The organism is Nonomuraea roseola (genome assembly GCF_039535395.1).
Taxonomy (GTDB): Bacteria; Actinomycetota; Actinomycetes; order Streptosporangiales; family Streptosporangiaceae; genus Nonomuraea; species Nonomuraea roseola.
Map to the genome: position 1 here is coordinate 889270 of NZ_BAAAXC010000014.1, position 26233 is coordinate 915502.

The 26233-nt window shown below is 71.0% G+C and carries 25 protein-coding genes and 2 pseudogenes; 10 read left to right on the plus strand and 17 right to left on the minus strand.

All coding sequences use genetic code 11. From position 1 onward, the window contains the following. Nucleotides 1-112: 112 nt before the first annotated feature. Nucleotides 113-787 carry a GntR family transcriptional regulator gene (locus ABFX55_RS22580; protein WP_346123980.1) on the minus strand — a complete coding sequence of 225 codons (675 nt, stop codon included), beginning with the start codon at nucleotides 785-787 and terminating at the stop codon, nucleotides 113-115. A gap of 107 nt (nucleotides 788-894) precedes the next feature. Here ABFX55_RS22580 and ABFX55_RS22585 point away from each other — a divergent pair, with 107 nt between their 5' ends. The 3 genes from ABFX55_RS22585 to ABFX55_RS22595 all read left to right on the plus strand — a co-directional run bounded on the left by ABFX55_RS22585 (nucleotide 895) and on the right by ABFX55_RS22595 (nucleotide 4133). Beyond that, nucleotides 895-2178 (plus strand): MFS transporter, encoded by a 1284-nt coding sequence (locus ABFX55_RS22585; protein WP_346123981.1) that lies wholly within the window; start codon nucleotides 895-897, stop codon nucleotides 2176-2178. Between the two features lie 52 nt (nucleotides 2179-2230). After that, complete coding sequence (locus tag ABFX55_RS22590) at nucleotides 2231-3151, plus strand: SPFH domain-containing protein (RefSeq protein ID WP_346123983.1); 921 nt, start codon at nucleotides 2231-2233, stop codon at nucleotides 3149-3151. Nucleotides 3152-3599: 448 nt separating this feature from the next. Beyond that, entirely contained in the window at nucleotides 3600-4133 is a 534-nt protein-coding gene (locus ABFX55_RS22595; RefSeq protein WP_346123985.1) for a hypothetical protein, read from the plus strand. A gap of 182 nt (nucleotides 4134-4315) precedes the next feature. Here the strand turns inward: ABFX55_RS22595 and ABFX55_RS22600 are convergent, their stop codons facing one another. Together ABFX55_RS22600 and ABFX55_RS22605 are read right to left on the minus strand one after the other, a co-directional pair. Then, nucleotides 4316-6574 carry an alpha/beta fold hydrolase gene (locus tag ABFX55_RS22600; protein WP_346123986.1) on the minus strand — a complete coding sequence of 753 codons (2259 nt, stop codon included), beginning with the start codon at nucleotides 6572-6574 and terminating at the stop codon, nucleotides 4316-4318. 365 nt (nucleotides 6575-6939) lie between these two features. After that, nucleotides 6940-7689 (minus strand): annotated as a pseudogene (locus tag ABFX55_RS22605) (ABC transporter ATP-binding protein); the annotation flags it as partial. Between the two features lie 372 nt (nucleotides 7690-8061). Here ABFX55_RS22605 and ABFX55_RS49905 point away from each other — a divergent pair. Next, a pseudogene (locus ABFX55_RS49905) lies at nucleotides 8062-8394 on the plus strand (helix-turn-helix transcriptional regulator); the annotation flags it as partial. Nucleotides 8395-8418: 24 nt separating this feature from the next. On the opposite strand, the gene ABFX55_RS22615 reads toward ABFX55_RS49905, so the two are convergent. From ABFX55_RS22615 to ABFX55_RS22650, 8 genes are all read right to left on the minus strand, one after another. Beyond that, complete coding sequence (locus tag ABFX55_RS22615) at nucleotides 8419-8937, minus strand: GNAT family N-acetyltransferase (protein ID WP_346123991.1); 519 nt, start codon at nucleotides 8935-8937, stop codon at nucleotides 8419-8421. A gap of 68 nt (nucleotides 8938-9005) precedes the next feature. Further along, complete coding sequence (rbsD, locus tag ABFX55_RS22620; protein ID WP_346123992.1) at nucleotides 9006-9395, minus strand: D-ribose pyranase; 390 nt, start codon at nucleotides 9393-9395, stop codon at nucleotides 9006-9008. Further along, complete coding sequence (locus ABFX55_RS22625) at nucleotides 9392-10381, minus strand: ribokinase (protein WP_346123993.1); 990 nt, start codon at nucleotides 10379-10381, stop codon at nucleotides 9392-9394. Before ABFX55_RS22625 ends, rbsD begins: the two co-directional genes overlap by 4 nt. A 2-nt stretch (nucleotides 10382-10383) precedes the next feature. Then, nucleotides 10384-11328, minus strand: coding sequence for a substrate-binding domain-containing protein (locus tag ABFX55_RS22630; RefSeq protein WP_346123995.1), 945 nt, complete (start codon nucleotides 11326-11328; stop codon nucleotides 10384-10386). Nucleotides 11329-11343: 15 nt separating this feature from the next. Beyond that, on the minus strand, nucleotides 11344-12285 hold the full coding sequence (locus ABFX55_RS22635; RefSeq protein ID WP_312895448.1) for an ABC transporter permease: 942 nt from the start codon (nucleotides 12283-12285) through the stop codon (nucleotides 11344-11346). Then, nucleotides 12275-13777 (minus strand): sugar ABC transporter ATP-binding protein, encoded by a 1503-nt coding sequence (locus ABFX55_RS22640; protein WP_346123997.1) that lies wholly within the window; start codon nucleotides 13775-13777, stop codon nucleotides 12275-12277. The genes ABFX55_RS22635 and ABFX55_RS22640 overlap by 11 nt, the downstream gene beginning before the upstream one ends. A 1-nt stretch (nucleotide 13778) precedes the next feature. Beyond that, nucleotides 13779-14777, minus strand: a complete 999-nt coding sequence (locus tag ABFX55_RS22645) for a LacI family DNA-binding transcriptional regulator (protein WP_183645668.1) — start codon at nucleotides 14775-14777, stop codon at nucleotides 13779-13781. 96 nt (nucleotides 14778-14873) lie between these two features. Beyond that, nucleotides 14874-16163, minus strand: a complete 1290-nt coding sequence (locus tag ABFX55_RS22650; RefSeq protein WP_346123999.1) for an MFS transporter — start codon at nucleotides 16161-16163, stop codon at nucleotides 14874-14876. Nucleotides 16164-16436: 273 nt separating this feature from the next. Between ABFX55_RS22650 and ABFX55_RS22655 the strand changes: the two genes are divergently transcribed. The 3 genes from ABFX55_RS22655 (at nucleotide 16437) to ABFX55_RS22665 (ending at nucleotide 19462) form a co-directional block, all read left to right on the plus strand. Next, a complete protein-coding gene (locus ABFX55_RS22655; RefSeq protein WP_312895449.1) occupies nucleotides 16437-17144 on the plus strand; it encodes a sirohydrochlorin chelatase in 708 nt (235 codons plus the stop codon). Between the two features lie 42 nt (nucleotides 17145-17186). Further along, nucleotides 17187-17735, plus strand: coding sequence for a GNAT family N-acetyltransferase (locus ABFX55_RS22660; RefSeq protein ID WP_346124001.1), 549 nt, complete (start codon nucleotides 17187-17189; stop codon nucleotides 17733-17735). A 173-nt stretch (nucleotides 17736-17908) separates the two neighbouring features. Continuing rightward, nucleotides 17909-19462: an alpha/beta fold hydrolase gene (locus ABFX55_RS22665; protein ID WP_346124002.1), complete on the plus strand. Its 1554-nt coding sequence runs from the start codon at nucleotides 17909-17911 to the stop codon at nucleotides 19460-19462. A gap of 183 nt (nucleotides 19463-19645) precedes the next feature. Here ABFX55_RS22665 and ABFX55_RS22670 read toward each other — a convergent pair whose 3' ends face one another. After that, entirely contained in the window at nucleotides 19646-20176 is a 531-nt protein-coding gene (locus ABFX55_RS22670; protein WP_346124004.1) for a DEAD/DEAH box helicase family protein, read from the minus strand. A gap of 107 nt (nucleotides 20177-20283) precedes the next feature. Here ABFX55_RS22670 and ABFX55_RS22675 point away from each other — a divergent pair, with 107 nt between their 5' ends. Continuing rightward, on the plus strand, nucleotides 20284-20733 hold the full coding sequence (locus ABFX55_RS22675) for a hypothetical protein (RefSeq protein WP_346124005.1): 450 nt from the start codon (nucleotides 20284-20286) through the stop codon (nucleotides 20731-20733). 108 nt (nucleotides 20734-20841) lie between these two features. On the opposite strand, the gene ABFX55_RS22680 is transcribed toward ABFX55_RS22675, so the two are convergent. After that, nucleotides 20842-22029: an MFS transporter gene (locus tag ABFX55_RS22680; protein WP_346124007.1), complete on the minus strand. Its 1188-nt coding sequence runs from the start codon at nucleotides 22027-22029 to the stop codon at nucleotides 20842-20844. Between the two features lie 191 nt (nucleotides 22030-22220). Here ABFX55_RS22680 and ABFX55_RS22685 point away from each other — a divergent pair, with 191 nt between their 5' ends. Beyond that, nucleotides 22221-22625, plus strand: coding sequence for a nitroreductase family deazaflavin-dependent oxidoreductase (locus ABFX55_RS22685; protein WP_346124009.1), 405 nt, complete (start codon nucleotides 22221-22223; stop codon nucleotides 22623-22625). Here ABFX55_RS22685 and ABFX55_RS22690 read toward each other — a convergent pair. Together ABFX55_RS22690 and ABFX55_RS22695 are read right to left on the minus strand one after the other, a co-directional pair. Next, a complete protein-coding gene (locus ABFX55_RS22690; RefSeq protein ID WP_346124011.1) occupies nucleotides 22618-23199 on the minus strand; it encodes a GNAT family N-acetyltransferase in 582 nt (193 codons plus the stop codon). The genes ABFX55_RS22685 and ABFX55_RS22690 overlap by 8 nt on opposite strands. Before the next feature lies 1 nt (nucleotide 23200). Beyond that, nucleotides 23201-24694 carry an Nramp family divalent metal transporter gene (locus tag ABFX55_RS22695; protein ID WP_346124013.1) on the minus strand — a complete coding sequence of 498 codons (1494 nt, stop codon included), beginning with the start codon at nucleotides 24692-24694 and terminating at the stop codon, nucleotides 23201-23203. Nucleotides 24695-24779: 85 nt separating this feature from the next. Here ABFX55_RS22695 and ABFX55_RS22700 point away from each other — a divergent pair, with 85 nt between their 5' ends. Beyond that, nucleotides 24780-25142 (plus strand): PH domain-containing protein, encoded by a 363-nt coding sequence (locus ABFX55_RS22700; protein ID WP_346124015.1) that lies wholly within the window; start codon nucleotides 24780-24782, stop codon nucleotides 25140-25142. Nucleotides 25143-25149: 7 nt separating this feature from the next. Here ABFX55_RS22700 and pgeF read toward each other — a convergent pair whose 3' ends face one another. Both pgeF and ABFX55_RS22710 read right to left on the minus strand, forming a co-directional pair. Then, on the minus strand, nucleotides 25150-25857 hold the full coding sequence (gene pgeF, locus ABFX55_RS22705; RefSeq protein ID WP_346124017.1) for a peptidoglycan editing factor PgeF: 708 nt from the start codon (nucleotides 25855-25857) through the stop codon (nucleotides 25150-25152). 53 nt (nucleotides 25858-25910) lie between these two features. Beyond that, nucleotides 25911-26225, minus strand: a complete 315-nt coding sequence (locus tag ABFX55_RS22710; RefSeq protein WP_346124019.1) for a CU044_2847 family protein — start codon at nucleotides 26223-26225, stop codon at nucleotides 25911-25913. Nucleotides 26226-26233: the final 8 nt, after the last annotated feature.

Sequence of the window (26233 nt, forward strand, 5' to 3'; positions counted from 1 at the left end):
CGGCAGGGCGAAGTCGAGCGGTCGGACGTGGAGCGGGGCGGTATCGCGTCGTACCGGCCACCGTGCAGCGAGGCCCGGCGGGTCCGACTTGGAGGTGGAAGACGTCGGCGGGTCAGCCTGCGGGTTCGTACGCCTGGAGGAGCAGCCGTTCGGCGTCGTCGAGGTAGATCTCGAGATACGTCGCCGCGTCCTCCGCCCGCCGCGCCTCCAGCAGCCCCAGGAGCAGCCGGTTGCGTTCGACGAACGGCTCGTGCAGGGAACGGGGGTTGCGCATCGCGTGGAAGACCAGCCGCAGCTCCGCCAGCAGTTGCCGCATCGTCTCGTCCAGGCGCGGGCTCTGGTTGAGAGCCACGAGGGCCTGGTGGAAGCGGCTGTTGGCGGTGCCGACGTCCTGCCACCTGTCGGCGGAGGCCGAGCGTTCGGCCTCCTCCACCGTCTCCCCGATCACCCGCAGCGCCTCGGACGAGGCCTCGGCGCAGCGCCGTACGGCGGCGCCCTCCAGCACTCTGCGCATGCGGTAGAGGTCGGCGACGTCGGCGGCCGACAGGACGCGGACGAACACCCCACGGTTCAGCTTGTGGTCCAGTAGCCGCTCGTGCCCCAGCAGCCTGAAGGCCTCACGGAGGGTGTTGCGGGAGACGCCGAGCGCGCTGCCGATCGCCTCCTCGGACAGGCGCTCCCCCGGCACGAACAGGCCCTCGATGATGCGCTCGCGCAGGATGTCGGCCACCCGCTCGGCCGTACTGCTGCGCCCCAGGCGGGACCGATCGTGCTCCAGCGCTGCCACCGCGTTATCCACAGTCCAAAGAGAATCATCGAACAAAACTCTTGTCGAATTGTTGAACGATCCTTAGATTCGATCGTAATACCCCCCACGCAGCTAGGAGCCATGACATGCACCAGACGCGGCGGGTGATCCTCGCCAGCCTGATCGGCACGTCGCTGGAGTGGTACGACTTCTTCCTCTACAGCACGGCGGCGTCGCTGGTGTTCGGCAAGCTGTTCTTCCCGACCTTCGACCCGCTCAGCGCGACCCTGCTCGCCCTGGTCACCAACGCGGTCGCCTTCGTCGCCCGCCCGCTCGGCGGCATCGTGTTCGGCCACTTCGGCGACAAGGTCGGGCGCAAGACCGTCCTGGTGGTGACGCTCCTGGTCATGGGCGTCTCGACGTTCCTCATCGGCCTGCTGCCCGGCTACGACGCCATCGGTGTGGCCGCGCCGATCCTGCTCGGCGTGCTCAGGTTCGTCCAGGGCCTCGGGCTGGGCGGCGAGTGGGGCGGCGCCGTCATCATGTCGATCGAGCACGGCGACCCGCGCCGGCGCGGCTTCAACGCCAGCTGGCCCCAGGTGGGCGTGCCCGCGGGCTTCATCATGGCCACCGCGCTGCTCGGCATCCTGAACGCGACCCTGTCCGAGGCCGCGTTCCTGTCGTGGGGCTGGAGGGTGCCGTTCCTGCTGTCCGGCGTGCTGGTCCTGGTCGGCCTCTGGGTCCGGGTGAAGATCACCGAGTCGCCGCTGTTCGCCGAGGTCGAGCAGAAGGGCGCCAAGGCCAAGATGCCACTGGTCGAGGTGCTGCGCACGCACCCTCGCGCGCTGCTGTCGGCCTTCACCGCGCGCATCGGCGTGGACGTGGCCTTCTACACCTTCACGATCTACATCCTGCTCTACATCACCACCGTGCTGAAGATGGAGCGCTCGGTCGGGCTCAACGCGGTCCTCATCGGCTCGGCCTGCCAGCTGCTGCTGATCCCGCTGTTCGGTGCTCTCTCCGACAGGTACGGCAGGCGCACGGTCTACCTGTCCGGCGTGGTCGGCGCCGCGGTCTGGGTGTTCTTCTTCTTCCCGCTGCTCGACACGAAGTCCTTCCCGCTCATCGTCGTGGCCGCCGTGGTCGCCCTGGTGACCCACGCGGCGATGTACGGCCCGCAGGCCTCCTTCATCGCCGAGCTGTTCAGCACCCGCCTGCGCTACAGCGGCGCGTCCATGGGCTACCAGGTGGCGGGCATCGTCGGCGGCGCCATCGCGCCGATCATCGCCCTGCAGCTCCACGCCACCTACGGCACGACCACCGCCGTTTCCATCTACGTGGTGATCGCGCTGGCGATCACCGCCTTCGGTCTCGCCATCGCGCCCAGGAGCGCGGAGGCGGAGGCCCAGGCCGTCCAGGCCACGAGGTAGCCGCGAAGGGACGTGGGCGGCGGCTGCCACCGCCGCCCACCCGGAGGTGCTCGTGAGAGTCATCCTGATCATCGTCGCCGCCGTGCTGGCGGTACCCGTCCTGGTCGGCCTGGTCGGCGGCTGGGAGAGCACGAACGGCGGCCAGGTCGCCGTCGTGCGCGACGGCGGGCCGCTCGACGACAACAAGGTCCGCCAGGTCATCCAGCCTGGCTCCGGCCTGACCTGGACCGGCTGGTGGTCGGCCGTCCACACCTACCCCGCCCAGCAGCGCTTCTACACCATCACCGCCGACGCCAAGCGCGCCACCGCCCTCGGCGTGGACGTCGTGACGGTCCCCAGCAGCGACGGGGTGAACCTCGGCATCGAGGGCACGCTCTACTTCACCCTCAATCTCCACCCCGCGACGTTGAAGACCTTCGACGACAGGTACGGCACGCGCACCTACAAGGGCGAGCTGTACGCGTGGGAGGGCGACGAGGGCTGGTCGGCCTTCTTCGGCCAGGCCGTACGGCCGGTCGTCGACAACGCGCTGCGCATCCAGATCGGGGGCATGCGCTGCGCGGAGCTCGTGCCGTCCTGTGCACTGCTGGGCAGTTCCACGCTCAGGGCCCAGGACAGCAACGCCACGATCGCCAAGGTGCAGGACGGCGTCAACAGGACACTGGCCCGCGACCTGGCCGCCACGCTCGGCGGCGAGTACCTGACAGGGCTGCGGTTCACGCTGGCCAGGGTGGCGCTGCCCGAGCCTGTGCAGCAGTCGGTGGACCGCTCGCTTGCGGCCAACGCCGCCGTCTCGGAGGCGCAGGCGAGGGTGGCGCAGGCCAGGGCGGAGGCCGAGGCGAACAGGGCCAGACAGGACGGCTACGACAAGTGCCCTGCCTGCGCGGAGATCGAGAAGCTGAGGGCCCTGCCGAAGGGCATCACGGTGTACGCCCCCGGCAACCCCCAGGCGGTGGTGATCCCCTCCCGCTAGCGAGCGCTCCCAGGTCCAGCCGCTCGCAAGGGGGGAGCGACCGGCCGCGGCTTGTGCCCGACAGTCCTGTGGCATCCCTGTCAGATGCTGCGAACGGCTTGACGGGGTACGCGGTCGGCGCTCTCGTGGTGCGTGTCGTGCTCGCGGCGCTGGTGGTGGCAGATGGTGGCGGCGGCCAGCGCGGCGCTCCAGATCGGGCAGAAGCACTCCGACCGCCTGCCGCGAAGGTATGGAATCCAGGGCGGGAAGACCTCGCCCCACCGCCGGGTCGGTCCGAGGGGCGCCCGCGCTGCGGGGGGTACCAGCGCTCGCGCTCCTGCCGACGTGTGTCGGCCGGCGCCGCGACCGGCGGACAGCAGCCGTGACGGTACGGCGGGGGTCGAAAGACATATGAGGTATAAACGTTCCGCCTCAAACCCCGGATCGCCCACCTATGAGATGAGTGCCGATGCTTAGCGAGTTCTTGCGTGACCAGTGCTTCACGACGGCGTGGTTCGGGTTGATGGCCTTCGTGTGGTTCGGCTGGGCGCAGGAGGACCCGCCCAGGCGCTGGCGGATCTGGCTGGGGGCGGGAGCGGTGCTGGGCGTCGGGTTGGCCGTGGCCTTCGGGGTGCTGACCGCCGCGAACTGGGACCGACCGACCGCGCTGGAGGGCAAGTACGTCTGGTTCGGAGTCCTGGTCGCGGCCGAGGTCGTCGCCGCAGGGGCCGGGTGCTTCGTGCTGGCCAGGCGCGGCGCACCCCGGTGGATGGCGTGGTGGGTGGCGATGGTCGTGGCAGCGCATTTCCTGCCGCTGGCGCTGCTGCTGAACGACCTCGGTGTGGCTGTCGTCGGCGTCGTCCAAATGATCGTGCTCGGGTCGGTGGTGCCACGCCTGCGGGGCACCACCGACCCGAGCAGCCGGGCAGCCGGACCGATCATGGGCGCGACCCTGCTGCTGGGCGCCGCGATCAGTGCGGTCATCACGGCTCCAGGCCTGTGAGGACCCGCACGGCCGCTATCGGCCTGACGACCGCCCGCTCGAACTGTCGATCCAGCACCCGGAGGTCGGGCACGTGGGGTGACTCTCAGCCCTCGTTCTGCTGCGGGCGATACCGATTCTGAACCGGTGATCTTCGCCGGCGGTTCCGCTGCGGATCGGCCGCAACCCCGCGCGGCCTGTCGTCAGCCGGTGGCCTGGCAGGTGGTGCCCTGCGGGGGGAGCCTCAGGCTCGTGAAATAGCGGTTGACGTGGGCGACGACGCAGCCGCTGTTGCCGTAGACGTAGAGCGTGTGGCCGTGGCCCTCGTACCGGACGCCTGAGGAGCCTGGCACGTGGCGGACGATGTTCGCGGTGGCCTCGTAGTCCGTCCAGCTGCCGACCGCCAGGAAGGGCACCAGCCCGCTGGTCGGCAGCGGTGCCGGCGGGTTGGTGACGGGCGCGGGCCAGCCGACACAGCCCAGCGGCCACCACGCTCGCTGCCCCGCGAAGTTCGGCGAGAGCTCTTCCGCCCTGCGTAGTGCCTTGCGGTAGGTCGCGTAGCTTGCGTACCCGTGGCCGTCGAGGCACTGCGTCATGTTCTGTCCTACGAGCGAGGGGACCTTGGGGCCGCCCGTGGCCTGCCTGACGTAGTCGGCGAAGCCGGAGGCGTCGCCGGCGGCGGCCTTCTTGATCGCGTCGGCGAGCTGGACCCAGCGGGGGACGTCGGGTTCCGTGCCGGGCGAGACGAAGCTGGGGGCGGCGGCCACCTTCAGGTCGAACCCGGTGTAGGCGGCCCCGGTCGGGTCGTTGGGCACCGGCACTGGTGAGCGGTCGGCGGCGCTCACCAGCCGGCGCCACACCTCGCCGGCGTCCTGGCCGCGCAGGGCGCAGGCCGTGGCAGAACGGCACCAGGCGGCGAACCGCTCCACCTGCCGCTCGATCCTCGCGTAGGCGCGCGGCTCGCCGGCGGCGACGTCCTCGATGTGGTCGGCGGCGCCGTCCATGACCATGGCGCGGATGCGGGAGGGGAACAGGCGGGCGTAGGCCGCGGCGGGCGTGCCGCCGTAGGAGTTGGCCAGGAAGCTCAGCCGTTGCTCGCCCAGGGCGGCGCGGACGGCCTCGATGTCGCGGGCGACGGAGGCCGAGTCCATGTGGTCGAAGAACTCCGGGTCGGCCGACCGGCACCGCTGCGCGTGTTCGCGGTTCGCCCGCGCGAGCGCGGCGTACTCGGCGCGGGTGTCCGGCAGGGTGATGTAGGGGCCGGCGGCCAGGCACTCGTAGGGCAGCACGCCGCCGGGTTTGACGGTGTTGCGCGGCGCGAAGCTGATCACGTCGAACCGGTCGCGCAGCTTGGCGAACCTGCCGTGGAACTGCTTCAGCTTGTCGATGCCCGAAACGCCGGGCCCGCCGGGGATGGAGAAGATCGCGCCGATCCGGCGTTCCGCGCCGGAGGCGGGCAACACGGCGACGGGGATGGTGATCTTCCGCCCCGCCGGCTTCTTCCAGTCGAGCGGCACCTGGACGGAGGCGCAGCGCATGTCCTTGGGGGCGTCCTTGTCGGTGCACGGCCGCCACGCCAGGTTGGAGGGGCCGGTGCCCGGCGCGTCGCCGGCCGCGGGCAGCGCCACCACTGCGGCCAGGAGGGTGGCGGCCGCTCCGACGGCCAGCACCTTGAGGCGGCCTTTCAGCGCGGTCACCGTCGCGCCCGCCGTCAGCGCCGCTGCCACGTAGACGAGGAGCAGCGCGGCCGCCACAGGCGGGGGCAGCAGGCCGCCGCCCACCCCGGCGATCTGGGCCGGCAGGTTCTCGAGCATGTACGAGCCGGCCTGCGCCCGCAGCGGCGACGGCAGGGCCTGTGCGACGACCGGGAGCACCAGGAAGATCATGACGAGGGCGACCAGGCTCCCTGGAGTGGAGCGGAGCGCCGCGCCCACCCCCAGCCCGATCAGCGCCGCAGCCGCCATGGTCAGCCCGGCGACCGCCACCGAGGCGAGCACCCCGGGCTCGGAGAGCGGGGTGCCCAGGGTCCGTCCGTCGAGCAGCAGTTGACCGGCGCGATCGCCGAGCACGGCCTGGGCGGCCAGGTGCATGGCGAAGGCCAGGACCTGGCCGGCGAGCAGGGTGACGGCGGCCAGGCCGGGGATCTTGGCGAACAGGAACAACTGCCGCCGCGGCACCGCCACCAGGCTCGTGCGGATCATCCCTGTGGCGTACTCGGAGGTGATAGCGAGCGCGCCCAGCGTGCCGAACACGAAGTAGGCGACGGGCAGCCCGGTGCCCAGCCCGTTGCCGTTGCTGGTGAAGCGCAGCCGCTCCTCGATCGTCTGGTGGTCGAACCCCCGGCCCATCAGGTACGCCACCCCGGCGCAGGCGAGTACGGCGAGGAGGGAGACGGCCAGGAGGTAGGCGTTCGAACGCAGTGAGCGGAGCTTTCGCCACTCGGAGGCCATCACGTCCATCATCGGGCCACCTCCGTGACGGCGGCGGCGGGGCGGGCGCCGTACTCGACGCTGTCCTCGGTGAGCTCCATGAACGCCTCCTCCAGGGAGGCGCTGCGCGGCGTCAGCTCCCGCAGCGCGATCCCTGCCCGCAGCGCCAGCTCGCCGATCCCCGCGGCGTCCATGCCCCGCACGGACAGTCCTCGCTCGGACAGGCCTTTTATGGACAGGCCTTGCACGGACAGCTCGTGCTCGGGCAGGCCTTGCACCGACGGGTCGCCGCCCGTGGCCGTCTCGGGCGTCGGCGAGCCCGTGCCGGGCGTGCCGGGGGTGCCAGGTGTGCCGGGGGTGCCAGGCGTGCCGGGGGTGCCGGGGGTCGGCGGGGCCGCCTGCTCGGCGGTCGCGGCGGCAACGGTCGCGCCGTGCGCGCGCAGGATCTGCGCCAGCCGTTCTGGGTGCGCCGCGCGCACCAGCACGTCGCGCTGGAAGCGTGCGGCGAGCGCGTCCATGGTCGTGTCGGCGATCAGCCGGCCGCGTCCGATGACGACGACGTGGTCGGCGGTGATCGCCAGCTCGTTCATCAGATGGCTGGAGAGCAGGACGGTGCGGCCTTCGGCCGCGAGTGAGCGCAGCAGCTCGCGGATCCAGCGGATGCCCTCAGGGTCCAGCCCGTTCAGCGGCTCGTCGAACATCAGCACCGCCGGGTCGCCGAGCAGCGCCGCCGCGATGCCCAGCCGCTGCTTCATGCCGAGGGAGAACCCCCCGATCCGCCGGTCCGCGACGTCCGTCAAGCCGACCTGGCCGAGCACGGCGGCCACCCGCCGGAGGTCGATGCCGTTGCTGCGTGCCAGGCAGCCGAGATGGGCGCGGGCCGTGCGGCCGCCGTGCACCGCCCCGGCATCCAGCAGCGCCCCCATCGTGAGCATGGGCCGCCGCAGCGCCGCGTAGGCCCGCCCGTCCACCAGCGCCTCACCTGCGGCAGGGACCTCCAGCCCGAGTACGATCCGCATGGTCGTGGACTTGCCTGCGCCGTTCGGCCCCAGGAATCCGGTCACCAGCCCCGGTTTCACCGTAAAGGTCAGGTCGTCCACGGCGAGCGTGCGGCCGTACCGCATGGTCAGGCCCCTGACTTCGATCACGTCTCCCCCTCGTTGGCTTGGCCGGGCTCGACCCTCGCTCCGATCGAGCCCGTCCAGCCTCGCGGTCCGCGGCCACGACCTCCATGGGCGCCGGCCCACGACCGGGGTAGGAAATGGCCACCCCAGGGGGTGGGGCCAGCCCCACCGCCTTTCGTGTTCCGGCAGGTCAGGCTTGTATCTGTGAGGGGCGAACGACCGGCCTCCGCCGTCCGGCGTGGAAACCAGCACGGTTGGCCGCGCCCCGGCCGCCGCGGCCTGCCGGGCGAAGGCGGCGATGTCCCGCGCCGCCTGCGGGCCGCCGAGGCCGGCGTGATCAGGTACAGCGCGCTCAGGAGCCGGCCCTGCGGGGCGGTGGCGCGGTCCGCCCAGTCGGCCCTGCGGCTGTTGCACGCCGACCTCGCCCATGCGTGGACGGTCGAGTCACTGGCCGCCGAGACGGGCGCGTCCCGGGCGGCCCTGGCCCGGCGCTTCGCCGCTCTGGTCGGGCAGCCTCCGATGACCTACCTGCGCGAGCAGCGACTGGCCTTGGCCGCCGACCTGCTGCGCGAGGCCGGCACCACGATCGCCACGGCAGCAGGCCGTGTCGGCTTCTCCAGCGCGTTCGCCCTGAGCGCCGCGTTCAAGAAGGCACACGGCATCCGCCCGAGCGAGCATCGGACAGGCACGGGAGAGGGCGGGAGCAAGACAGGCGTTGAAGGGCTCTGATCGAGCCAGGCCCTACGCCGAGGTTCATCTGGTCGACCTGGCCAGCGCGAAGGCCAGCATGGGCCACACCGCACCCTTGACCTCTTGGGATCCATCGCGTCCTGGATCACGCGAGTACCCCGCGCGCAGGGCCACGAGTTGTGAAGCCTGATTGTCGCGGTGGGCGCGCAACCGCAGCTCCGCCAGGCCCACGGTGGAGAAGATCCAGGATGTGAACAAGGTGAGGGCCCGGGTCGCCGCCCCGCGTCCACGGGCCTCAGCCGTCAGCCAGTACGAGACCTCGCCGACCTCCCCGTCGTGCTTCAGGGCGATGTTGCCCAGCCTGGCACCTGAGGCCGCGTCGCAGATCTTGAAGCCCTCTTCGTCGTCCGTGCGGCGCAGTCGGTTGATCGCCGTCAGGACCTGGGCAGCGTCCAAGGTGGGCGGATCGGAGGTGAAGCGCTGGATCAACGGGTCGCGCACAGCTTCGGCGTACCAGGCGGCATCACCATCGCCCCAGGGCTCCAGGCGAACGATCCCGTCATCCAGTTCGACCTCGTTCATGGGCACAGCCTTCCAGCCGCGCCGGTCCTCCTGCTCAGGAGATCAGCGCCGGGGCGAGGGCGCGGTCGTCAGAAGTAGACGCCGCAGTGCAGGATCACGTTGGCGTACGGGCGGGCCTCACCCGTCCGTACCGCCAGCTTCACCTCGCGCGACAGGCGTTTGAGCTCCTCGTGCGGGACATACTCCAGGTCCGGCAGCCGCTCCCCCAGCAGGCCGGCGCAGGCCGGGTTGGCCTCGCCGACCTCGCCGGCCGCGACCGCGCCCTCCACGACCAGTTCGGCCAGCAGGCCGTCCAGCACCTCGGCGAAGGACGGCACGCCCGCCACGAAGGCCAGGTCCACCACCTCCACGCCGGCAGGGATCGGCATCCCGCTGTCGCAGACCAGCACCCGGTCGGTGTGGCCGAGCCTGGCCAGCTGCCCGGCCAGAGCCGCGTTGAGTATCCCCGAGCGCTTCACAGCTCCTCCCCGCGGGGATACGAGCTCTGGGCGCCCTCCTTGCGGACGGCGGCGGCGCCCACCTCGGCCGCGAAGCCCGCCGCCTCGGGCAGGTTGTCGCCGAGGGCCAGGCGCCAGGCCAGCGCGCCGGTGAAGGCGTCGCCCGCGCCCGTGGTGTCCACGGCGTCCACGACGGGGCTCGGCACCATAGTCACGACCGCCCCGGCCGGACGGCCAAGGGCACCGTCCCCCTGAGCCGCGACACGACCCGGCGCAGCCGCCGGAACGCCCGCCGCGGCGTCCGCGAAACCAGGTGACCCGGCGGTCGGGGGCTCGGCCACCACCGCGCCGTCCGCCCCCAAGGTGATCACCACCGATCGCGGTCCCAGCGCGAGCAGCGCGCGCGCCATCCCGGCAGGCTCGGAGACGGGAGCAGCCGAGGCCGCGCCCAGCAGGAACGCCGCCTCGTGCTCGTTGACCACCAGCGGATCGGCCAGCGCCAGCAGCTCGCCGGGCAGCTCGCGGGGCGGTGAGGCGTTGAGCACCGCCCTGCGGGCGGCGCGGGCGGCCGCCATCACGGTATCGAGCGGGATCTCCAGCATGAGTGAGACCACCGCCGCCCCGCTCACCAGGTCGCCGGCGGCGGCCACGTCCGCGGGGGTGAGGCGCGCGTTGGCGCCCGGCGAGACGATGATGCTGTTGTCGCCCTCGGCGTCGACGGTGATGAGCGCGACGCCGCTGGCCCCCTCGGTCTCCATCACGTGCTCCACGCCGACACCCTCGGCGGCGAGCCCCGCGACCAGGCGAGCGCCGTACTGGTCGGTGCCGGTCCTGGCGAGCAGGGCGACGTCCGCGCCGAGCCTGGCGGCGGCGACGGCCTGGTTGGCGCCCTTGCCGCCGGGGAAGGTGTCAAGGTCGGAGCCCATCACGGTCTCGCCGGGCGCGGGCCTGCGCCCGACCCTGACCACGAGGTCGGCGTTGACCGACCCCACGACCACCACGTCCATGGTCAGCTCGCGAACTCGGAGACGTTGTCCTTGGTCGCGACCTTCACCGGCACGGCCACGGTCTGCTGGATGCTCTCACCCTTGGCGGCCTTCACCGCTCCGGCGATGGCCTGCTGGCCGAGGACCTTGGGCTGCTGGGCGACGGTCGCGGCGAGGGTGCCCGCCTGGACTGCCTTGAGCCCGTCGGGGGTGCCGTCGAAGCCGACGACCTTCACCGCCGAGCCGGCCTTGGCGCCGAGAGCCTTGATCGCGCCGAGCGCCATCTCGTCGTTCTCGGCGAAGACGCCGGTGACGTCGGGGTGCGACTGCAGGAGGTTCGTCATGACGTCCAGGCCCTTGGTGCGGTCGAAGTCCGCGGGCTGGGAGGCGACCACCTGGATGTTGGGGTAGGCCTTGATGCCCTCGGTGAAGCCCTGTCCCCTGTCGCGGGAGGCGGAGGTGCCCGCGACGCCCTGGAGCACCACGACCCTGCCCTTCTCCCCCATCTGCTTGGCCAGCTCCTCGGCCGCGAGCTTGCCGCCCTGGACGTTGTCGGAGGCGACGGTCTGCTTGACCTCGGCGCCGTTGACGCCGCGGTCGGCGGCGATGACCGGGATGTTGCTCCGCTCGGCCGCCTTGACGGCCGGCGCGGCCGCGTCGGAGTCGACCGGGTTGATGACGATCGCCTTCATGTTCTGGCTGGTGAAGTTCTGGACCTGGTTCACCTGCTGCGAGGCGTCGTTCTGGGCGTCGGTGACGGTCAGCGAGACGCCGAGCTTCTTGGCCTCCTCCTCCGCGCCAGCGCGCAGCTGGACGAAGTAGGGGTTGTTCAGCGTGGAGACCGACATGCCGATCTTGATATCCCCCGAGCCGCCGCCCGTGGCGGTAGGCCCGGTGGTGTCGGCCGAACCGCAGGCGGTCAGGCCGAGCGCGAGCGCGGCACCGGCCGCGATGATCCTCAGCTTCATGACTGTTCTCTTCCCTTAATTGCTTGACCTGCGACGCAGGGTGTCGACGAGGACCGCGAGCGCGATCACGACGCCGATCACCACCTGCTGCCAGAAGGCGGAGACGGACAGGAGATTCAGGCCGTTGCGCAGGACGGCGAGGATGAGCGCGCCGACGAAGGTGCCGAAGGCGCGTCCCTTGCCTCCGGACAGGCTGGCCCCTCCGATGACGACGGCGGCGATGGCGTCCAGCTCGTAGCCGGCGGCGGCCTGCGGCTGGGCGGAGGCGAGACGGCTGGCCAGCACGATGCCCGCGACGGCGGCGAAGCCGCCCGACAGGGCGTAGGTGACGAGCTTCTGCCTGTTGACCTTGATGCCGGAGAGCCTGGCGGCCTCCTCGTTGCCGCCGATCGCGTACATGGCGCGGCCCGGGTAGGTGCGGTTGAGGATGACGGCGGCGATGAGGCCCATGACGACCATGACGATCACCGGGATGGGCAGGTAGCCGCCGATGGTGTCGCCGACGTGGGAGACCGCGTCGGGCATGGCGATCGGGCTGCCCTGGGAGATGACCAGCGCGAGGCCCCTGGCGATGCCGAGCATGGCCAGGGTCGCGATGAAGGGCGGCAGCTTGCCGTACGCGATGAGGGCGGCGTTGGCCAGCCCGCACACCACGCCGACGGCCAGCGCGATCACCGTGGCCAGCGGCCACGGCAGGCCCGAGGTCGTGGACAGGTAGGCCAGCGTGATGGCCGACAGGGCGGCCACGGAGCCGACCGACAGGTCGATGCCCGCGGTGATGATGACGAACGTGGCGCCGAAGGCGAGGATCGCGGTGACGGCCGCCTGCACGCCGACGTTGAGCAGGTTGCTCACGCTCAGGAAGTCGCTGGACAGCAGCGACAGCGCGACGGCCAGGACCACGAGCGCGACGAGCGCGCCGTTCTCCGAGAACCAGACCTTCGTTCTACTGGACACGAGTTCCCTCCACCTCGGTGACGGCCAGCGCCATCACCGTGTCCTGTGTCGCCTCGCCCGCGGGGAGTTCGCCGACGAGCCTGCCTCTGGCCATGACGAGCACTCTGTCGCTCATGCCGATCACCTCGGGGAGATCGCTGGAGATCATGAGGACGGCGTGGCCCGAGGCCGTCAGAGAGTTGATCAGTTGGTAGATCTCGACCTTGGCGCCGACGTCGATGCCGCGGGTCGGTTCGTCGAGGATGAGGACGCTGACGTCGGCCAGCAGCCACTTGCCGATGACGACCTTCTGCTGGTTGCCGCCCGAGAGCGTGCGGACCTCCTGGCCGAGCCCGCTCATCCTGACCCCGAGCTGGCCGGCGACCTTGGCGGCCGCCTTGCGCTGGCCCGAGCGGTCCACGAAGCCGCCGTGGCTGGCGTCGCCGAGCGTCACCAGGCCGAGGTTCTCGGCGATGTCGGCGCCGAGCACCAGGCCCTGCCCCTTGCGGTCCTCCGGCACCAGGCCGAGGCCCGCGGCCATCGCCGCGTGGATGTCTCCTGCGGGCAGCGGCCTGCCGTCCACCGTGACCTCACCGGTGTCGTAGCGGTCGGCGCCGAAGATCGCTCTGGCCACCTCCGTACGGCCCGCGCCCACCAGCCCCGCCAGCCCGACGACCTCGCCCGCGCGCACCTCGAAGGAGACGTCGTCGAAGGCGCCGCGCCTGCCGAGCCCGCTCACCTTCAGCAGGGCCCTGCCGGGCTGCTCGGGCTCCCTGGGGTACTGCTGGTCGATGGGGCGGCCGACCATGAGCCTGACGAGCTCGTCCTCCGCTGTGTTCGCCGGCACCTCGGCCACCGAGCGCCCGTCGCGCAGGACGGTCACCCTGTCGCCGATCTGGGCGATCTCCTCGAGGTGGTGGGTGATGAAGACGATCGCCACGCCCTCGTCGCGCAGCTGCCTGACGATGGAGAAGAGCTTGTCCACCTCGCTGGTGGTCAGCACCGCGGTCGGCTCGTCCATGATCAGCACACGGGCGTTCAGCGCGAGCGCCTTGGCGATCTCGACCATCTGCATGCGCGCGATGCCGAGCGTTCCGATCCTCCTGCGCGGGTCGAGGTCGAGCCCGACCCTGTCGAGCAGCTCACGGGCCTGGCGGTGCATGGCCTTGACGTCGATGAAGCCGAACCTGCGGGGCGGGCGGCCGAGCGCGAGGTTCTCCCCCACCGTCAGCTCGGGGACCAGGTTGAACTCCTGGTAGATGGTGGCGATGCCGAGGCGCTGGGCGTCGCCTGCCGTACGGACCTCCACGGGCTGCCCGTCGAGCAGGATGCGACCCTCGTCGGGATGGTAGGCGCCGGAGAGCATCTTGATCAGCGTGCTCTTGCCCGCGCCGTTCTCGCCGAGCAGCACGTGGACCTCGCCGGTGCGCAGGGAGAGGTTCACACCGTCCAGCGCGAGGACGCCGGGGAAGCGCTTGCGCAGGCCCTCGACCCTGAGGATCTCCTCGCTCATCTCATGCACCCTTCCTCTCGCAGGACCTGCGGACGACCAGCTCGGCGGGGAGGACCACCGACTGCCCGCTGCGCCCCGCGACACCCTGCAGCAGCAGCCGTACGGCCGTGCGCCCCATCTCGGCGGTGGGCTGGGCGATCGCGGTGATCGGTGGATCGACGTGGACGAACCACGTCACGTCGTCGAACGAGGCGACCGCCACGTCGCCGGGGATGCTCAGCCCCCTGGCCCTGATCTCGTCCAGCCCGCCGAGTGTCATCAGGTTGTCCCCGAAGAAGATCACCTCAGGCGGCTCGGGCAGGTCCAGGAGGCGCGCCGTGATGGCTCTGCCGCTGCCCTCGCGGAAGTCACCCGCGGCCATGTACTCGGCCCTGAGGTCGAGGCCCGCCTCGGCCATGGCGGCGGCGAAGGCCTCGGTCCGCTCGCGGCCCGTCGACAGCGTGGCCGGCCCCGAGGCGAAGGCGATCCTGCGGTGCCCCCGCGACTTGAGGTGCGCCACGAGCTCGGCGATCGCGGTGGCCCCGTCGGCGCGCACGGACGGCACGTCGAGGCCGCTGATCGTGCGGTCCAGGAAGACCAGCGGCCTGCCCGTGCGGACCAGCTCCTCCACCAGCGGGGTGACCTCGGCGGTAGGGCAGATCAGCAGTCCGTCGACGCGCTGCTCCACCAGCGTGCGCACGTAGTGGTCCTGCTCCTCGGCCCGCTCGTCGGCGTTGCCGATGATGACGGTGTAGCCGGCCTGCCTGGCCTCGTCCTCCACGCCCCTGGCCAGCTCGGTGAAGAAGGGGTTGAGGATGTCGCCGATGATCAGGCCGAGCGTCCTGGTGGCCTCGGTGCGCAGCGACCGCGCGACGGCGTTGGGGACGTAGCGGAGCTCCTTCATGGCCGCGTAGACGCGGTCGCGGGTCTCCTCGGTGACCGACGGGTTGTCGTTCAGGACGCGGGAGACCGTGGCGACGGAGACGCCCGCGTGCGCCGCGACGTCCTTGATGCGTGCCATGAGTCCTCCATGTAATCGATTACATCACCATAGGTAATCGATTACATGGATGTAAACAGCGGGAACTGTGATTCAGGTCACAGCGCCCGCCCTGGATCAGACGGTGGCGGAGGCGGGCCTGGCCGTACGCCATCTGCCCCTGAAGGCGAGCATGGAGACCAGGAAGACCACCTGTCCCGCGAGGCCGACCAGCAGCCACGCGCTCCACCCGCCGGCGGCCACGACCTGCGGCGACACCAGGAGCAGGACCACGATCATGATGCGCACCACCATGCCCCAGATGCCGAGCGCGGCGCCCTGCAGGCGGGGCTCCACGTCCTCGGCGTCCTCGGAGAAGTTCGCCATCCACGGCACGTAGGCCACGCCGAGCACCAGGAAGAGTGCGGCGTAGACGGCGACGACCGCAGGACCCGAGGCCCCCGAGCCGATGAGGGCGACGAACACCCCGAGCGTGGCGATGGTCAGCACGGTGCCCGCGAGCGTGAACGGCTTGCGCAGCTGCAACCGGTCCGACACCCGTCCGACGACGATCACCGCTACCGCGTTGAGCACGATGCCGAACGCCACGACGCCGTTGGCCTGGGCGGCGCTCATCGCGAAGGAGTCGACCAGGATGGTCTGGCCGAAGATCGCGAAGGTCCAGTAGAGCACCTGCCAGCCGGTGTTGCCCCACACGTGGGCCCACAGGTGGGGGTGCCTGAGCAGCTCGCGGACCTTGCCAGGGTCGATCTTCCCCTCGGTGGCGACCGCCACCTCCGCCGACATCACCTGGGCCCTCAGCGCGGCCGAGGGCTCGGCGATCTGCCAGATGATGACGGCGCAGAGCACCAGCGAGACGACGCCCATGATGATCGCCTGCGACTGCCACGCGTTGCCGAACATCGGCAGCGTCAGGCTCGCGATGGCCGAGGCCAGGAAGGAGGCGCCCACCGGCCCCCAGGTCCAGAAGCCGAACGCCTGCGCCCTGCCCACGCGAGGGGAGAAGTCCCGCACCAGGCTGGCGGTGATCGTGATGGCCGCGCCCTCGATGAACAGCATGAGGCAGCGCACGAAGAACAGCCCGCCGACGGTGTCGACGGTGGCCAGCAGGAAGTTGCAGGCGGCGGTGACCGTCAGGGTGGGAACCAGGATCGTCACCCTGCCCCACCGGTCGGACAGGATCCCGCCGAATCCGGCCGACAACCCGCCCACCAGCACGGAGAGGGCGGCGATGAGACCGTAGACCTCCAGCGACATGTCGAGGTCCTCGCGCAGCAGCGGGAGGATCGTGGCCAGCGTGGTCTCGAAGTTGGCCACCAGGCTTGCCAGTACGGCCACCGCCAGCAGGCGGATTCGTCGCGTGCCGACGGGATAGACGGTGAGCTCGCGGACGTAGAACGGCTTCACTCCAACCTCCAAGCGGTGGAAGGTTGCTCTAGAACGCGCTTCTAGATTTCTCAAAGTGTCGCGCCGCGAGCCGTGACGTCAACGTTTCACAACGTCACGATGTGATCTCGCTCACAGCCTTTAGCTGTCTTACTGGTGAGACTGGTGAGGTTGTAATGGAATCGCGGCCGATTCCGAGCACGCGGTTTTCCAAATAGTCATAAACTCCGCGCCGTGAGCCTGCCTGTACGTGAACGTTCCCCCCGGCCCGGTGGCGGCCGCCATCGGCGGCCCGTGCCCACGTCCCTGCCGCCGGACGCCCCTGCCCTCGTGCTGGCGTGCCCCGCCGACCCCGGCGGCTACGCCGAGGAGATCGTCGGGCTCGTGCGTGTCGACAACCCGCACATCGAGGTGCGCCTGGCCACGTTCGAGGATCTCGCAGACCAGCTCCCGCAGGACCGCGCCGCGATCGTGGTGCCGCTGACGCTCTGGCCCGACCCTGCGGTCACCGAGGAGATCTCCAAGGTCGTCGCGGCCACCGGCGCCGACGCCACCATCACCGACGCGCTCGGCCCGCACCCGCTGCTGGCCGAGGCGCTGCACATCAAGCTGGCCGAGAAGGAGCTCGCCAGGGCCGACAGGATGCGCCTGCTCAGCGTCTCCAGCCCTGTCGACGCGGTCATCCTCGGCACCGTCGGCGGCGAGCAGGCCGTCCACGCCGCCCAGGCCACCGCCGTGCTGCTAGCCTCGCGCCTCACCCTGCCCGTCGTGGCGGCCTCGCTCGACAGCGAGCCCGGCGTCGACGTGGCCGCCGCACGGCTGCGCGCCGCGGGCGCCGAGCGCCTGGCGATCTCCCCCTGCCTCATCGGGCACGAGGCCGACGCCTCCGTGCTGGAGTCGGCCGCGGCGAGCGTGGGGGCCGGATTCGCCGACCCGCTGGGCGCGCACGGGGCCGTCGCCGAACTTGTCGCGCGAGCTTACGGCAGTCAACTGGCGACTTGACCGCTCTTGTGAAGATCGCGGCCAAGGCGTTACCGTCTGCGCATGCGCAGCGTCCACGTCACCGGCGAGCGGCTGGGCCTGCGTGAGGTGACCGTCGACGACGTCGACGCGCTGCACGCCGTCTACGGGGACCCGGCCGCCACCCATCATCTGCCCTTCGACCCGCGCACCCGCGAGGAGGTCGCCGAGATCGTCGCCGAGGCGATCACGGCGGCCGCCGCGACCCCTCGCCGCCTGTACGTGCTGGCCGTCACCGACAGCGAGACGCGCGCGGTGATCGGCGTGGCCCGCCTGCACGTCGAGGCCGACCACCCGCACAGCGCCGAGATCGGCCTCGGCCTGCGTTCCGACCTGTGGGGCCGCGGCATCGGCACGGACCTGATCCGGTTACTGCTGAAGTTCGGCTTCAAGGACCTGGGGCTGCACCGCCTCTGGGGCGCGCGCTCCCCCGCGAACACGGCCGCGCAGCTGGCGATGCTCGTCGCGGGGATGGTGGAGGAGGGGCGCATCCGCCATCACGTGCCCACTCCTGCGGGCTGGCGCGACTCCATCGTGCACTCCGCCCTGGCCGACGAGTGGCCCGCCCACTGAAGGGCGGCGTCTTCGAACCGCTCGGCTCCGGGCCTGCGTTCTGACCCGTCGCTGTCGGAATTGGTCGTTTTAAGAAATTTCTCATCTTTGCTCCGTCGGTTCCGCCGACCAGGAATGATCTAGATCGGTCGAGTGCCGGCTGATCCGGTCGGCCGGCCGATGATTGGAGCAATGTGCGAAGAAGACTCTCCCTCCTTGCCACCGCCTTCGTCGTGGTGGCGGCGGTGCTGCCCGTTCCCGCGGCCGGTGCGTCGGCAGAAAACGGAAGCCCTGCTCCTCCGGGGAGCGGCGGCATCGCCTGGGCGCCCTGCGAGGAGGAGCCCACCGCCGAGTGCGGCAAGCTGGCCGTCCCGATCGACTGGTCCAAGCCCGACGGGCCCACCATCGACCTGGCCATCGCCCGCCGCAAGGCCACCGACCCCGCGGCCCGCGTCGGCTCTCTCGTGATCAACCCGGGCGGACCCGGCGGCTCCGGCGTGGAAGCCGCCTACGGCGCCCCCGGCTTCTTCACCGAGGAGCTCCAGCGGCGCTTCGACATCGTCGGCTTCGACCCGCGAGGCGTGGGCCGCAGCCACCCGGTCGTCTGCTCGGCGTCGGTGTACAACCAGATGCCGCACGCGGTCATGAAGAGCCAGGCCGACTTCGACAGGTGGACCGCCTACGCCAAGAGGCTGCACCAGGACTGCCGAGCCCGTACCGGCCCCCTGTACGACCACGTCGACTCGACCAACGTCGCGCGCGACATGGACGCCCTCCGCGCCGCCCTCGGCGAGGAGAAGCTCACCTACTACGGCATCTCGTACGGCACGCTGATCGGCCAGATGTACGCCGAGCTGTTCCCGCACCGGATCAGGGCCATGGCCCTGGACAGCAACATGGACCACAGCCTCGGCGTCAAGGCCTTCCTCGACACCGAGGCGGCCGCCGTCGAGGACGCCTTCGACGAGTTCGCCGGCTGGTGCGCGCAGGAGACCAGCTGCGCCCTGCACGGCCAGGATGTCCGGGCGGTGTGGGAGAGGCTGCTGACCAAGGCTCGGAGCGGAAAGCTCTTCTACCCGGGCGTCCCTGACCGCCCGATGACCGAGCTGCAGGTCCTGTGGCAGGGCGTGCTCGGCACCGAAGGCCCCGCCTGGCAGCTGCTGAGCGAGATGCTCCGCGCCCTGGACGGCGGCGGACCGCTGCCGCCGTGGGTGCCGCCGCTGCCCGGCCGCCAGCCGGTGGAGGGTGAGCTCGCCCACCTGCCGACCGTGATCCTCTGTGAGGACTACAACCTGCGGGTGCGCAACTACAAGCAGTACGCCGCGCTGCTGCGCAGCTCCAACCGCCGCGCCCCCGACATGCGCTACAACCCGATGCCGATCGAGGACCTGCCCGTCTGCCTCAACCACCCCACCACCAACCCGCAGCACAGGCTGCGTTACAGGGGCAGCGCTCCGATCATGCTGGGGAGCTCGCTGCACGACCCCTCCACCCCGTACGGCTGGTCGGCCAACGTGGCCCGCCAACTCGGCCCCAAGGCGGTGCTGCTCACCTACGAGGGCTGGGGTCACCGCATCTACGGCAAGGAGGAGTGCGCCACCGTACCCTTCGACCAGTACCTGATCTCGCTGGTCGTGCCCGCGCCAGGCACCCGCTGCCCGGTGGGCGGAGGATCCAGGTCGCTGCTCAAGCAGCGCCAGTCCGAGCTGTGGCGGACGGACAACCTCCACTGGGGCGTCCGGCCGTAACCCCGTTTCACTCCGGCCGGGCCCGGCGCTGTCCGGGCCCGGCCAGGACCACGGGCGGAGCCGACGGGACCCGACCGGTCCCGGCCGCGCCGTGACCACCCGGCGGCATCGGGCCGCGGGAGCCGCTCATGGCCGGCGGCAAGGCCAGGGCGGCGTCCTGCGGTGAGGGCCCCGCCTGGTTCTTCACGGCGCCGGTGGGAGCCAGCCCGACAGACGGAGGGCCTGCTCGGCGGCCTCCGGCGCCGTGAGGTGGGTGGCGTCGAGGGTGAAGTCCTCGGTCCCGGCCTCTTCCAGGATCGCCTCCAGTTCGCCCGAGCGGTCGAGGTGCCAGCGCAGGCCCTGCTCGTCGAGCTCGTGGCGGCGGGTCAGGCGGCGCCGTACCTCGGGCAGGTCGACGCGGAGCCTGCAGACCGTCAGGTCCATCCCCAGCGCCTCCAGGTATCCCGCTCGCTCCTCGCGCGACTCGACCACGCCCGCGAGCACCAGCCGCTCGAAACCCGCCTCGAGGTAGTTGCCCGCGACGGCGCGCAGGTTGCGCAGCGTGAGCCCCGCGTTGAACCTGTCGTGCGGCGGGCTCGGCCAGGCGCGGCGCAGCCAGTCGAGGTCTATGACGGCGTTCGGGACCCCGGCTTCGGCGAGCAGGTCACCGGCTGCGTCGGCCACCGAGGTCTTGCCGGAGCCGACGGTGCCGTTGATCAGGAGGGCGGAGGGCATCCTCGGATCCTAAGGCGACGCGCGGATCGGGCCGACACACGGCGACCGGCCGCGGATTGTCGGTGGGGCGGTCTAGCATGAGCGACCTCACGGAGGGATGTTGACTGATGCTCGACTCGTTGATCGTGCCGCTCCTGGTCACCACCGACCTGCCGCCCGAGGCGGATCTGGCCGAGTTCGGTGAGCTGCTCACCGGCGCCACGCGGATCCTCGATCGCCAGGGCTCGAGCTACGCGGCGTTCCTGGCCGGCAAGGTGTTCTGGCTCGACAGTCCTGGCGCGGCCGAGCCGAAGGGCGGCGATCTGCGGTTCGCGGCGCTGATCGGCTACCTGGCCGCCTCGGGGCCCGCGCACGCGGCGCGGGAGGTCGTGGCCGACGCCCGCAGGGCGATCAGCGCCGCGGTCGACGCGCGCTACGGCGACGTCGGCGCGGCGACGCCTGCGGTGATGGCGATCAGGGTGAAGGACGTGCGGGAGCGCACGCCCTCGCCCGCCCTGTTCGTCGAGACCGCCGACGCCCTCCCCGAGTTGGTGGCCGTCACCAAGCCTTACACCTGAGGCGCGGCGTCCGGCCGCACGTGGCATGATCGCGCCTCGTGCGGCCGGGCGGGCCTGATCGTCAGAGCGCGGTCGCGAGAGCCTCGATGAAGCCGACGCGCGGAACAGTCACGTGATCACTCCTCTACGTTCCGGTTCCTCCTCGCGCAGTCGGAGCCGGCGGCCGCTTCTCGCCAGCACCAGCGCGATCACCAGGTACGGCACGCCGAACAGGGCGAACAGCGCGCTGTGCGGCAGCACGAGCGACGCCGCGCCGTACACGAGGAGGGCGAGGATGGTGCACAGGTCGGTGACCAGGCCCGCCAGTGACGTCACGGTCGCGCGGCTCGGTCCTGTGATGCGCTCCTGCAGCCTGGCGTCGGCCAGCACGCCGCCGAGCTGGAACATCGCGAAGGCCACCGCGATGCCGGCGAACCCCGCAGGATGCCCGGTGACGGCGCCCAGGCTGAGAGCCAGGCCGCCGACGGCGAGGACGGCGGCGAAGCCGCGGGCGCGCATGCGGCTGCCGTACGTGGCCAGCAGTCCACCGGAGGTGGCGCCGACCCAGACCAGCAGCACCAGCAGGGGCACGGCCGTCGTCACCGCCCCGCTCTCCCTGGCCAGCAAGGGGACGTACTCCTCCAGCTCGCCCCAGATCGCGGTGACGGCGGGCACCAGCAGCAGCGCGCTCCGTACCTTGGGCGAGGTGCGCGCCTCGGCGAGGCCGGCGCGCAGGGTGTCGAGGTAGCCGGTGGGGTCGTCGTCGTGTTCGGCGGCGCGCCGCTCGGTGAAGGTCAGGGCGACGAGCGCGCAGGCCAGGCAGGCCAGCACGCTGGCGACGCCCACCACGGTGTAGCCGCCCACGGCGAAGACGGGGCCGGCCACGGCCATCGAGAGCGCGACGGCGACCAGGCCGACGGAGCGAGCCCTGCCCATGACCTTGGCGTACTCCTCGGCCGCGCCGTCGTGGTCGAGGTGGTCGTAGACGAGCGCCTCGAGCGCGCCCGACTCCAGCGCCTCACGGGCGCCCCACAGCACGAACCCGACGGCGAACGCCCAGTAGGCGGGCACGGTGGTCCACAGCGCGAAGCCGGCGGCGCCGAGCAGGGGGGCCGCGACGAGCAGCGCCCTGCGCGACAGCGTGTCGGCCAGCGCGCCGGACGGCACCTCCAGCAGCAGGCCCGACACGGCCCAGATGACGAGCAGCGAGGTGATCTCGGGAACGGTCAGCCCGCTGTCGGAGAACAGCAGGGCATAGACCGGATAGAGCAGGATGAAGTCGCCCAGGAACGCGTAGGCGTAGAGCTTCAGAGGCATGAGGTCTTCCTGACGGAGGGAACGGACGTCGGGCGTGGTGCAGCGCCCGGGGGTCCGCGCTCACGCGCCCCGCGTCGACCTCTGGTGGTGGATCAATGTCGCCAGGTCATGCCCGGGAGTCTAAACCCTGTAGGCAAGGACCATCCAGACCGCTGACTCTGTGTTGACCCGATGCCGGGTAGAGGGTGCACATGCTCTTCGGTAAAGAACACGTGCAGCGCTATCAGGAGACCGACGGCGCCGAGGGTCACGAGTGGAACGGCACCACGACACTGCTCCTGACCACGACAGGACGCAAGTCGGGCAAGAAGTACACCACCCCGCTGATCTACCAGCGGCACGGCGACTCCTTTCTGGTCGTCGCCTCCAAGGGCGGCGATCCCCGCCACCCCGAGTGGTACCTCAACCTGCAGGCCGATCCCGAGGTCGAGGTGCAGGTGAAGGACGAGAAGTTCAGAGCCAGGGCGCACACCGCGCTGCCGGAGGAGAAGCCGGAGATGTGGCGCATGATGACCAGGGTCTGGCCCGACTACGACAACTACCAGACCAAGACCGACCGCGAGATCCCCGTGGTGGTCCTGGAGCGGCTCAGCTGACCGGCTCCCTGATCATGGCCCAGACGGTGGGTCCGGCCTTGGGCAGGCGGATCTCCTCTGTGACCCTGAAGCCGTGCTTCTCGTAGAAGGGGACGTTGCTCTCCTTGCTGCTCTCCAGGTAGGCCGCCGTCCCCTCGCTGTCGCAGTGGGCGAGCCTGCCGGCCAGCATGGCGCTTCCCGCCCCGCGGCCCTGCGCCGCGGGGTCGGTGCCGATCTCCGCCAGGTACCAGTGCGGCACCCGCGGCCTGCGCCGGTGGAACTCCGTCTGCAGGAGCTGTCCGTAGGTGACGCGGCCGCCCATCGCCATCAGGAAGCCGGGCAGCGACCGCAGCGTCTCGAGCGGCGGCTGCCGGTAGCCCGGCGGGTCCCACAGCGCGGCACCGACGAGCTGTTCGCCGTCGATCGCCAGATCGCCGAGGGCGTGGACGTGGCGGGCGAGCGTGACGAACATCCGCTCCCTGCCCTCACCGGAGGGCAGCAGCCAGCGGACGACGGGGTCGTCGTGGAAGGCGCGGCTCAGGACCGCGCCGATGCGGGTGGCGTCCGTCTTCTTGTCGGCCGGGCGAATGATCACCTCAGAACGTTACCAGTGGCTCTCCGAGGAAGTCGGCGATGAAGTTGACGAAGAAGAAGCCGAAGAACAGGAAGTTCAGCACCAGGATCACGTAGTGCCACCAGCGTGGCCTCGCCGCCTTCGGCAGCCTGCTGTTGAGGTACATCAGCAGGAACGGGTAGATCAGCGCGCCGAGGTTGGACATGTTGGCCGACCACTGCACCAGCTCGACGGGGACCGCCAGGTGCAGCACGATGCCGATGATCACCAGCAGCCCGAGCATGAACGGGTAGTAGAAACGCCGGGGGTCGCCCTCGACCAGGCGGCGCAGCCGGGGGCTGGTGGCGTGGGCGGCGTCGGTCGTGACGCGAACCATCGCCTCGAAGATGCCCAGCTGGGTGGAGAAGAGGATCAGCACCCCGATGACCAGCACCAGGATGAACATCGGCCGGCCGTACTCCTCGTTGAGCGCGGTGGCGACGAAGGTCGGCACGTTGGCGGTGGTCGGCCGCTGCCCCGTCATCTCGACGGCACGGGCCATCAGCATGGTGGGAAGCAGCATGCCGAGCATCGCGCCGACGAAGAAGACGCCCCACATGTCGACGAGCAGCAGGCGGTACCACCGCTTCCACATCGCGGTGTTCTTCGCGTCGTCGGGGAAGGTGACGCCGCTGGCCAGCAGCTCGCTGCGGCCGCCACGCATGCCGGAGATGAACCCCGCGCGGTAGCCCATGCCGTAGCCCTTGTCGCGGTAGTGGCCCATCACGTACCAGTTCAGTCCTGAGGCCAGCGCGGTGAACCCGGCCAGGCCGCCCAGCTGGGTGGCGGTGATCCCCGCCGGCGGGGCGGCCGGGGTGACGAAGCCCCTGATGGCCTCCCACCACTGCTCGAAGGGCACCACGAACAGGTCGATGACGAGCAGCGTGATGAGGATGGCGCTGACCATCACCCAGTTGGCCAGCTCCAGCACCCTGCTGATGCGGCGGGCGAGCGCGGTGATGACAAAGACCAGAACGAGCAGGGCGATGGCCCACAGCCTGGGCTCCTCGGCTCCCCGGGGCGGCGCCGTGCCGTGGACGAGCGCGTAGAGACCCTGCCCCGCGGAGGCGGCCCATCCGCCCGCGATGAAGGCGAAGATCACCACGAAGACGGAGAGCGGCACCCAGAACTTGAAGCCGGGCGGCACCCTGCCCCAGCCCACGACCGGCACCTCGCCCGTGGCCAGGACGTAGCGTGAGCACTCGACGTTGTAGAAGGTCTGCAGGAGCGCCGAGACCGTGATGACCCAGCCGACGCCCACGAAGCCGTACTGCCCGACGGCCTGTGGCCCCAGCAGCCATTCGCCGCTGCCGACGGAGATGCCCAGCGCGATGAGCGAGGGACCGACGGCGTACTTGAACAGCTCCTTCGGCCCGATGCGCTGGACGCCGAAGACCTCCTCGGGGCGCGGCAGGTCGGTGACGGTGAGATCGGGGCGGCTGACTCCGAGTGGCCTGGACTGCGTGACGTCGGTCATGCTGCGCCTCCTGGTGTGCTTTCGCACCCCCCTTCCTCCCAGCCTTGTCTGTAACAAAGTGGACGGCAAGACCCATTTCTCAAATATGGACATCGCTTTCGACCGTCAAGAGCAACTGCAGCAGATCCAGAGCGGCTTGCTCCCCGGCGAGCAGGTCATAGCGGTCTACGACGCCATCGGGGCGGGCACGGGCTTCCTCGGTCTCACCGATCGGCGGGTGATCGTGCAGGACAAGTCGTTCGTCGGCAAGAAGATCGCCATCACGAGCATCCCCTACGCCAAGATCTCCGCGGTGAGCGTGGTGAGCAACAAGTCGTTCGCAGGGTCGTTCTTCTCCTCGGGCGCCATCGCCATCCATGTCGGGACGCACACCTACGAGGTGGAGTTCAGGGGCGAGAACAAGGCCCACCACGTGCACAACGTGATCCTGCACTACATCGCCAGATGAGACGGGGTCAGCCGGCCAGCCAGGCGTAGGCGGCGAAGCGTCCCGTGACGTGCTCGCGCCGGTAGGAGTAGAGCTCGGGCGACTCGATCGTGCAGCGGGCGTCGTGCCGTACGGCCCGCAGACCGGCCGCGGCCAGCTGCGCCGACACGCCCGCGCGGACATCGAGCGCAGGGGTGCCGTGGCGCGTCACCGAGCGCATCTCCCCCGGCGCGGCGTCGCGCAGCTCGGCGGAGACCTCGTAGCACGAGCCGCACGCCGAGGGGCCGACGAGCGCCGTCATCCGCTCGGGCCTGGCCCCTTGGCCGGCCATCGCCTCCACGAGCGCGGGGACCACGCCCTTGAACGTGCCCTCGCGACCCGAGTGCGCCACGCCGACCAGGCCGGCGAAGGAGTCGGCGACGACCACGGGCACGCAGTCGGCCACCAGCACCGCCAGCCCGAGCCCCGGCCGGTCGGTGAAGATCGCGTCGAGCTCGGGCGGGTCGTCGCCGAACGGATCGCTCACCTGGGCCACGTTCGCGCTGTGGACCTGGCGCATGAAGACCACCTTGCCGGGATCGAGCCCCAGCTCCATGGCGGTGTCGCGGCGGTTGGCCGCCACGCTGTCGCGGTCGTCGCCCACCGCGCCGCCCAGGTTCCTGCTGTCGTACGGCGGGGCGCTGCCTCCCCCGTTCCTGTCGGTGATGACGGCGTGCACGCCCTCGGCCAGCAGCACGGACTCTCCCTCCGGTCGTCGGCTCGGCGTGAGAAAGCGTACGGCAGCGCGGACTATCCGCCGCTCCGCCAGGCCAGCCGCACCTGGATGTGCCCCTCGCCGCACGTCTTGGCGATCATCGCGCCCGCCTCGGCGTTGAGCTTGACCGAGAACTCCAGCTCCACCTCGTCGGGCGAGGACCGGCGGAAGACGTCGAGCGCCGCGGTGGCCGCCTCGCCGATGGGACGCAGCGCCGCCTGCAGCGACTCGACGGAGGCGTCGATCACCTCGCCGGTGCGGGAGACCCTGCGCGTTCCGGCGCTGCGCTCGGGCACCTCGACGTAGAGCGCGCCCCCGCCGTCCAGGGGCATTCGCATGATCTCGGTCACGGCGGCTC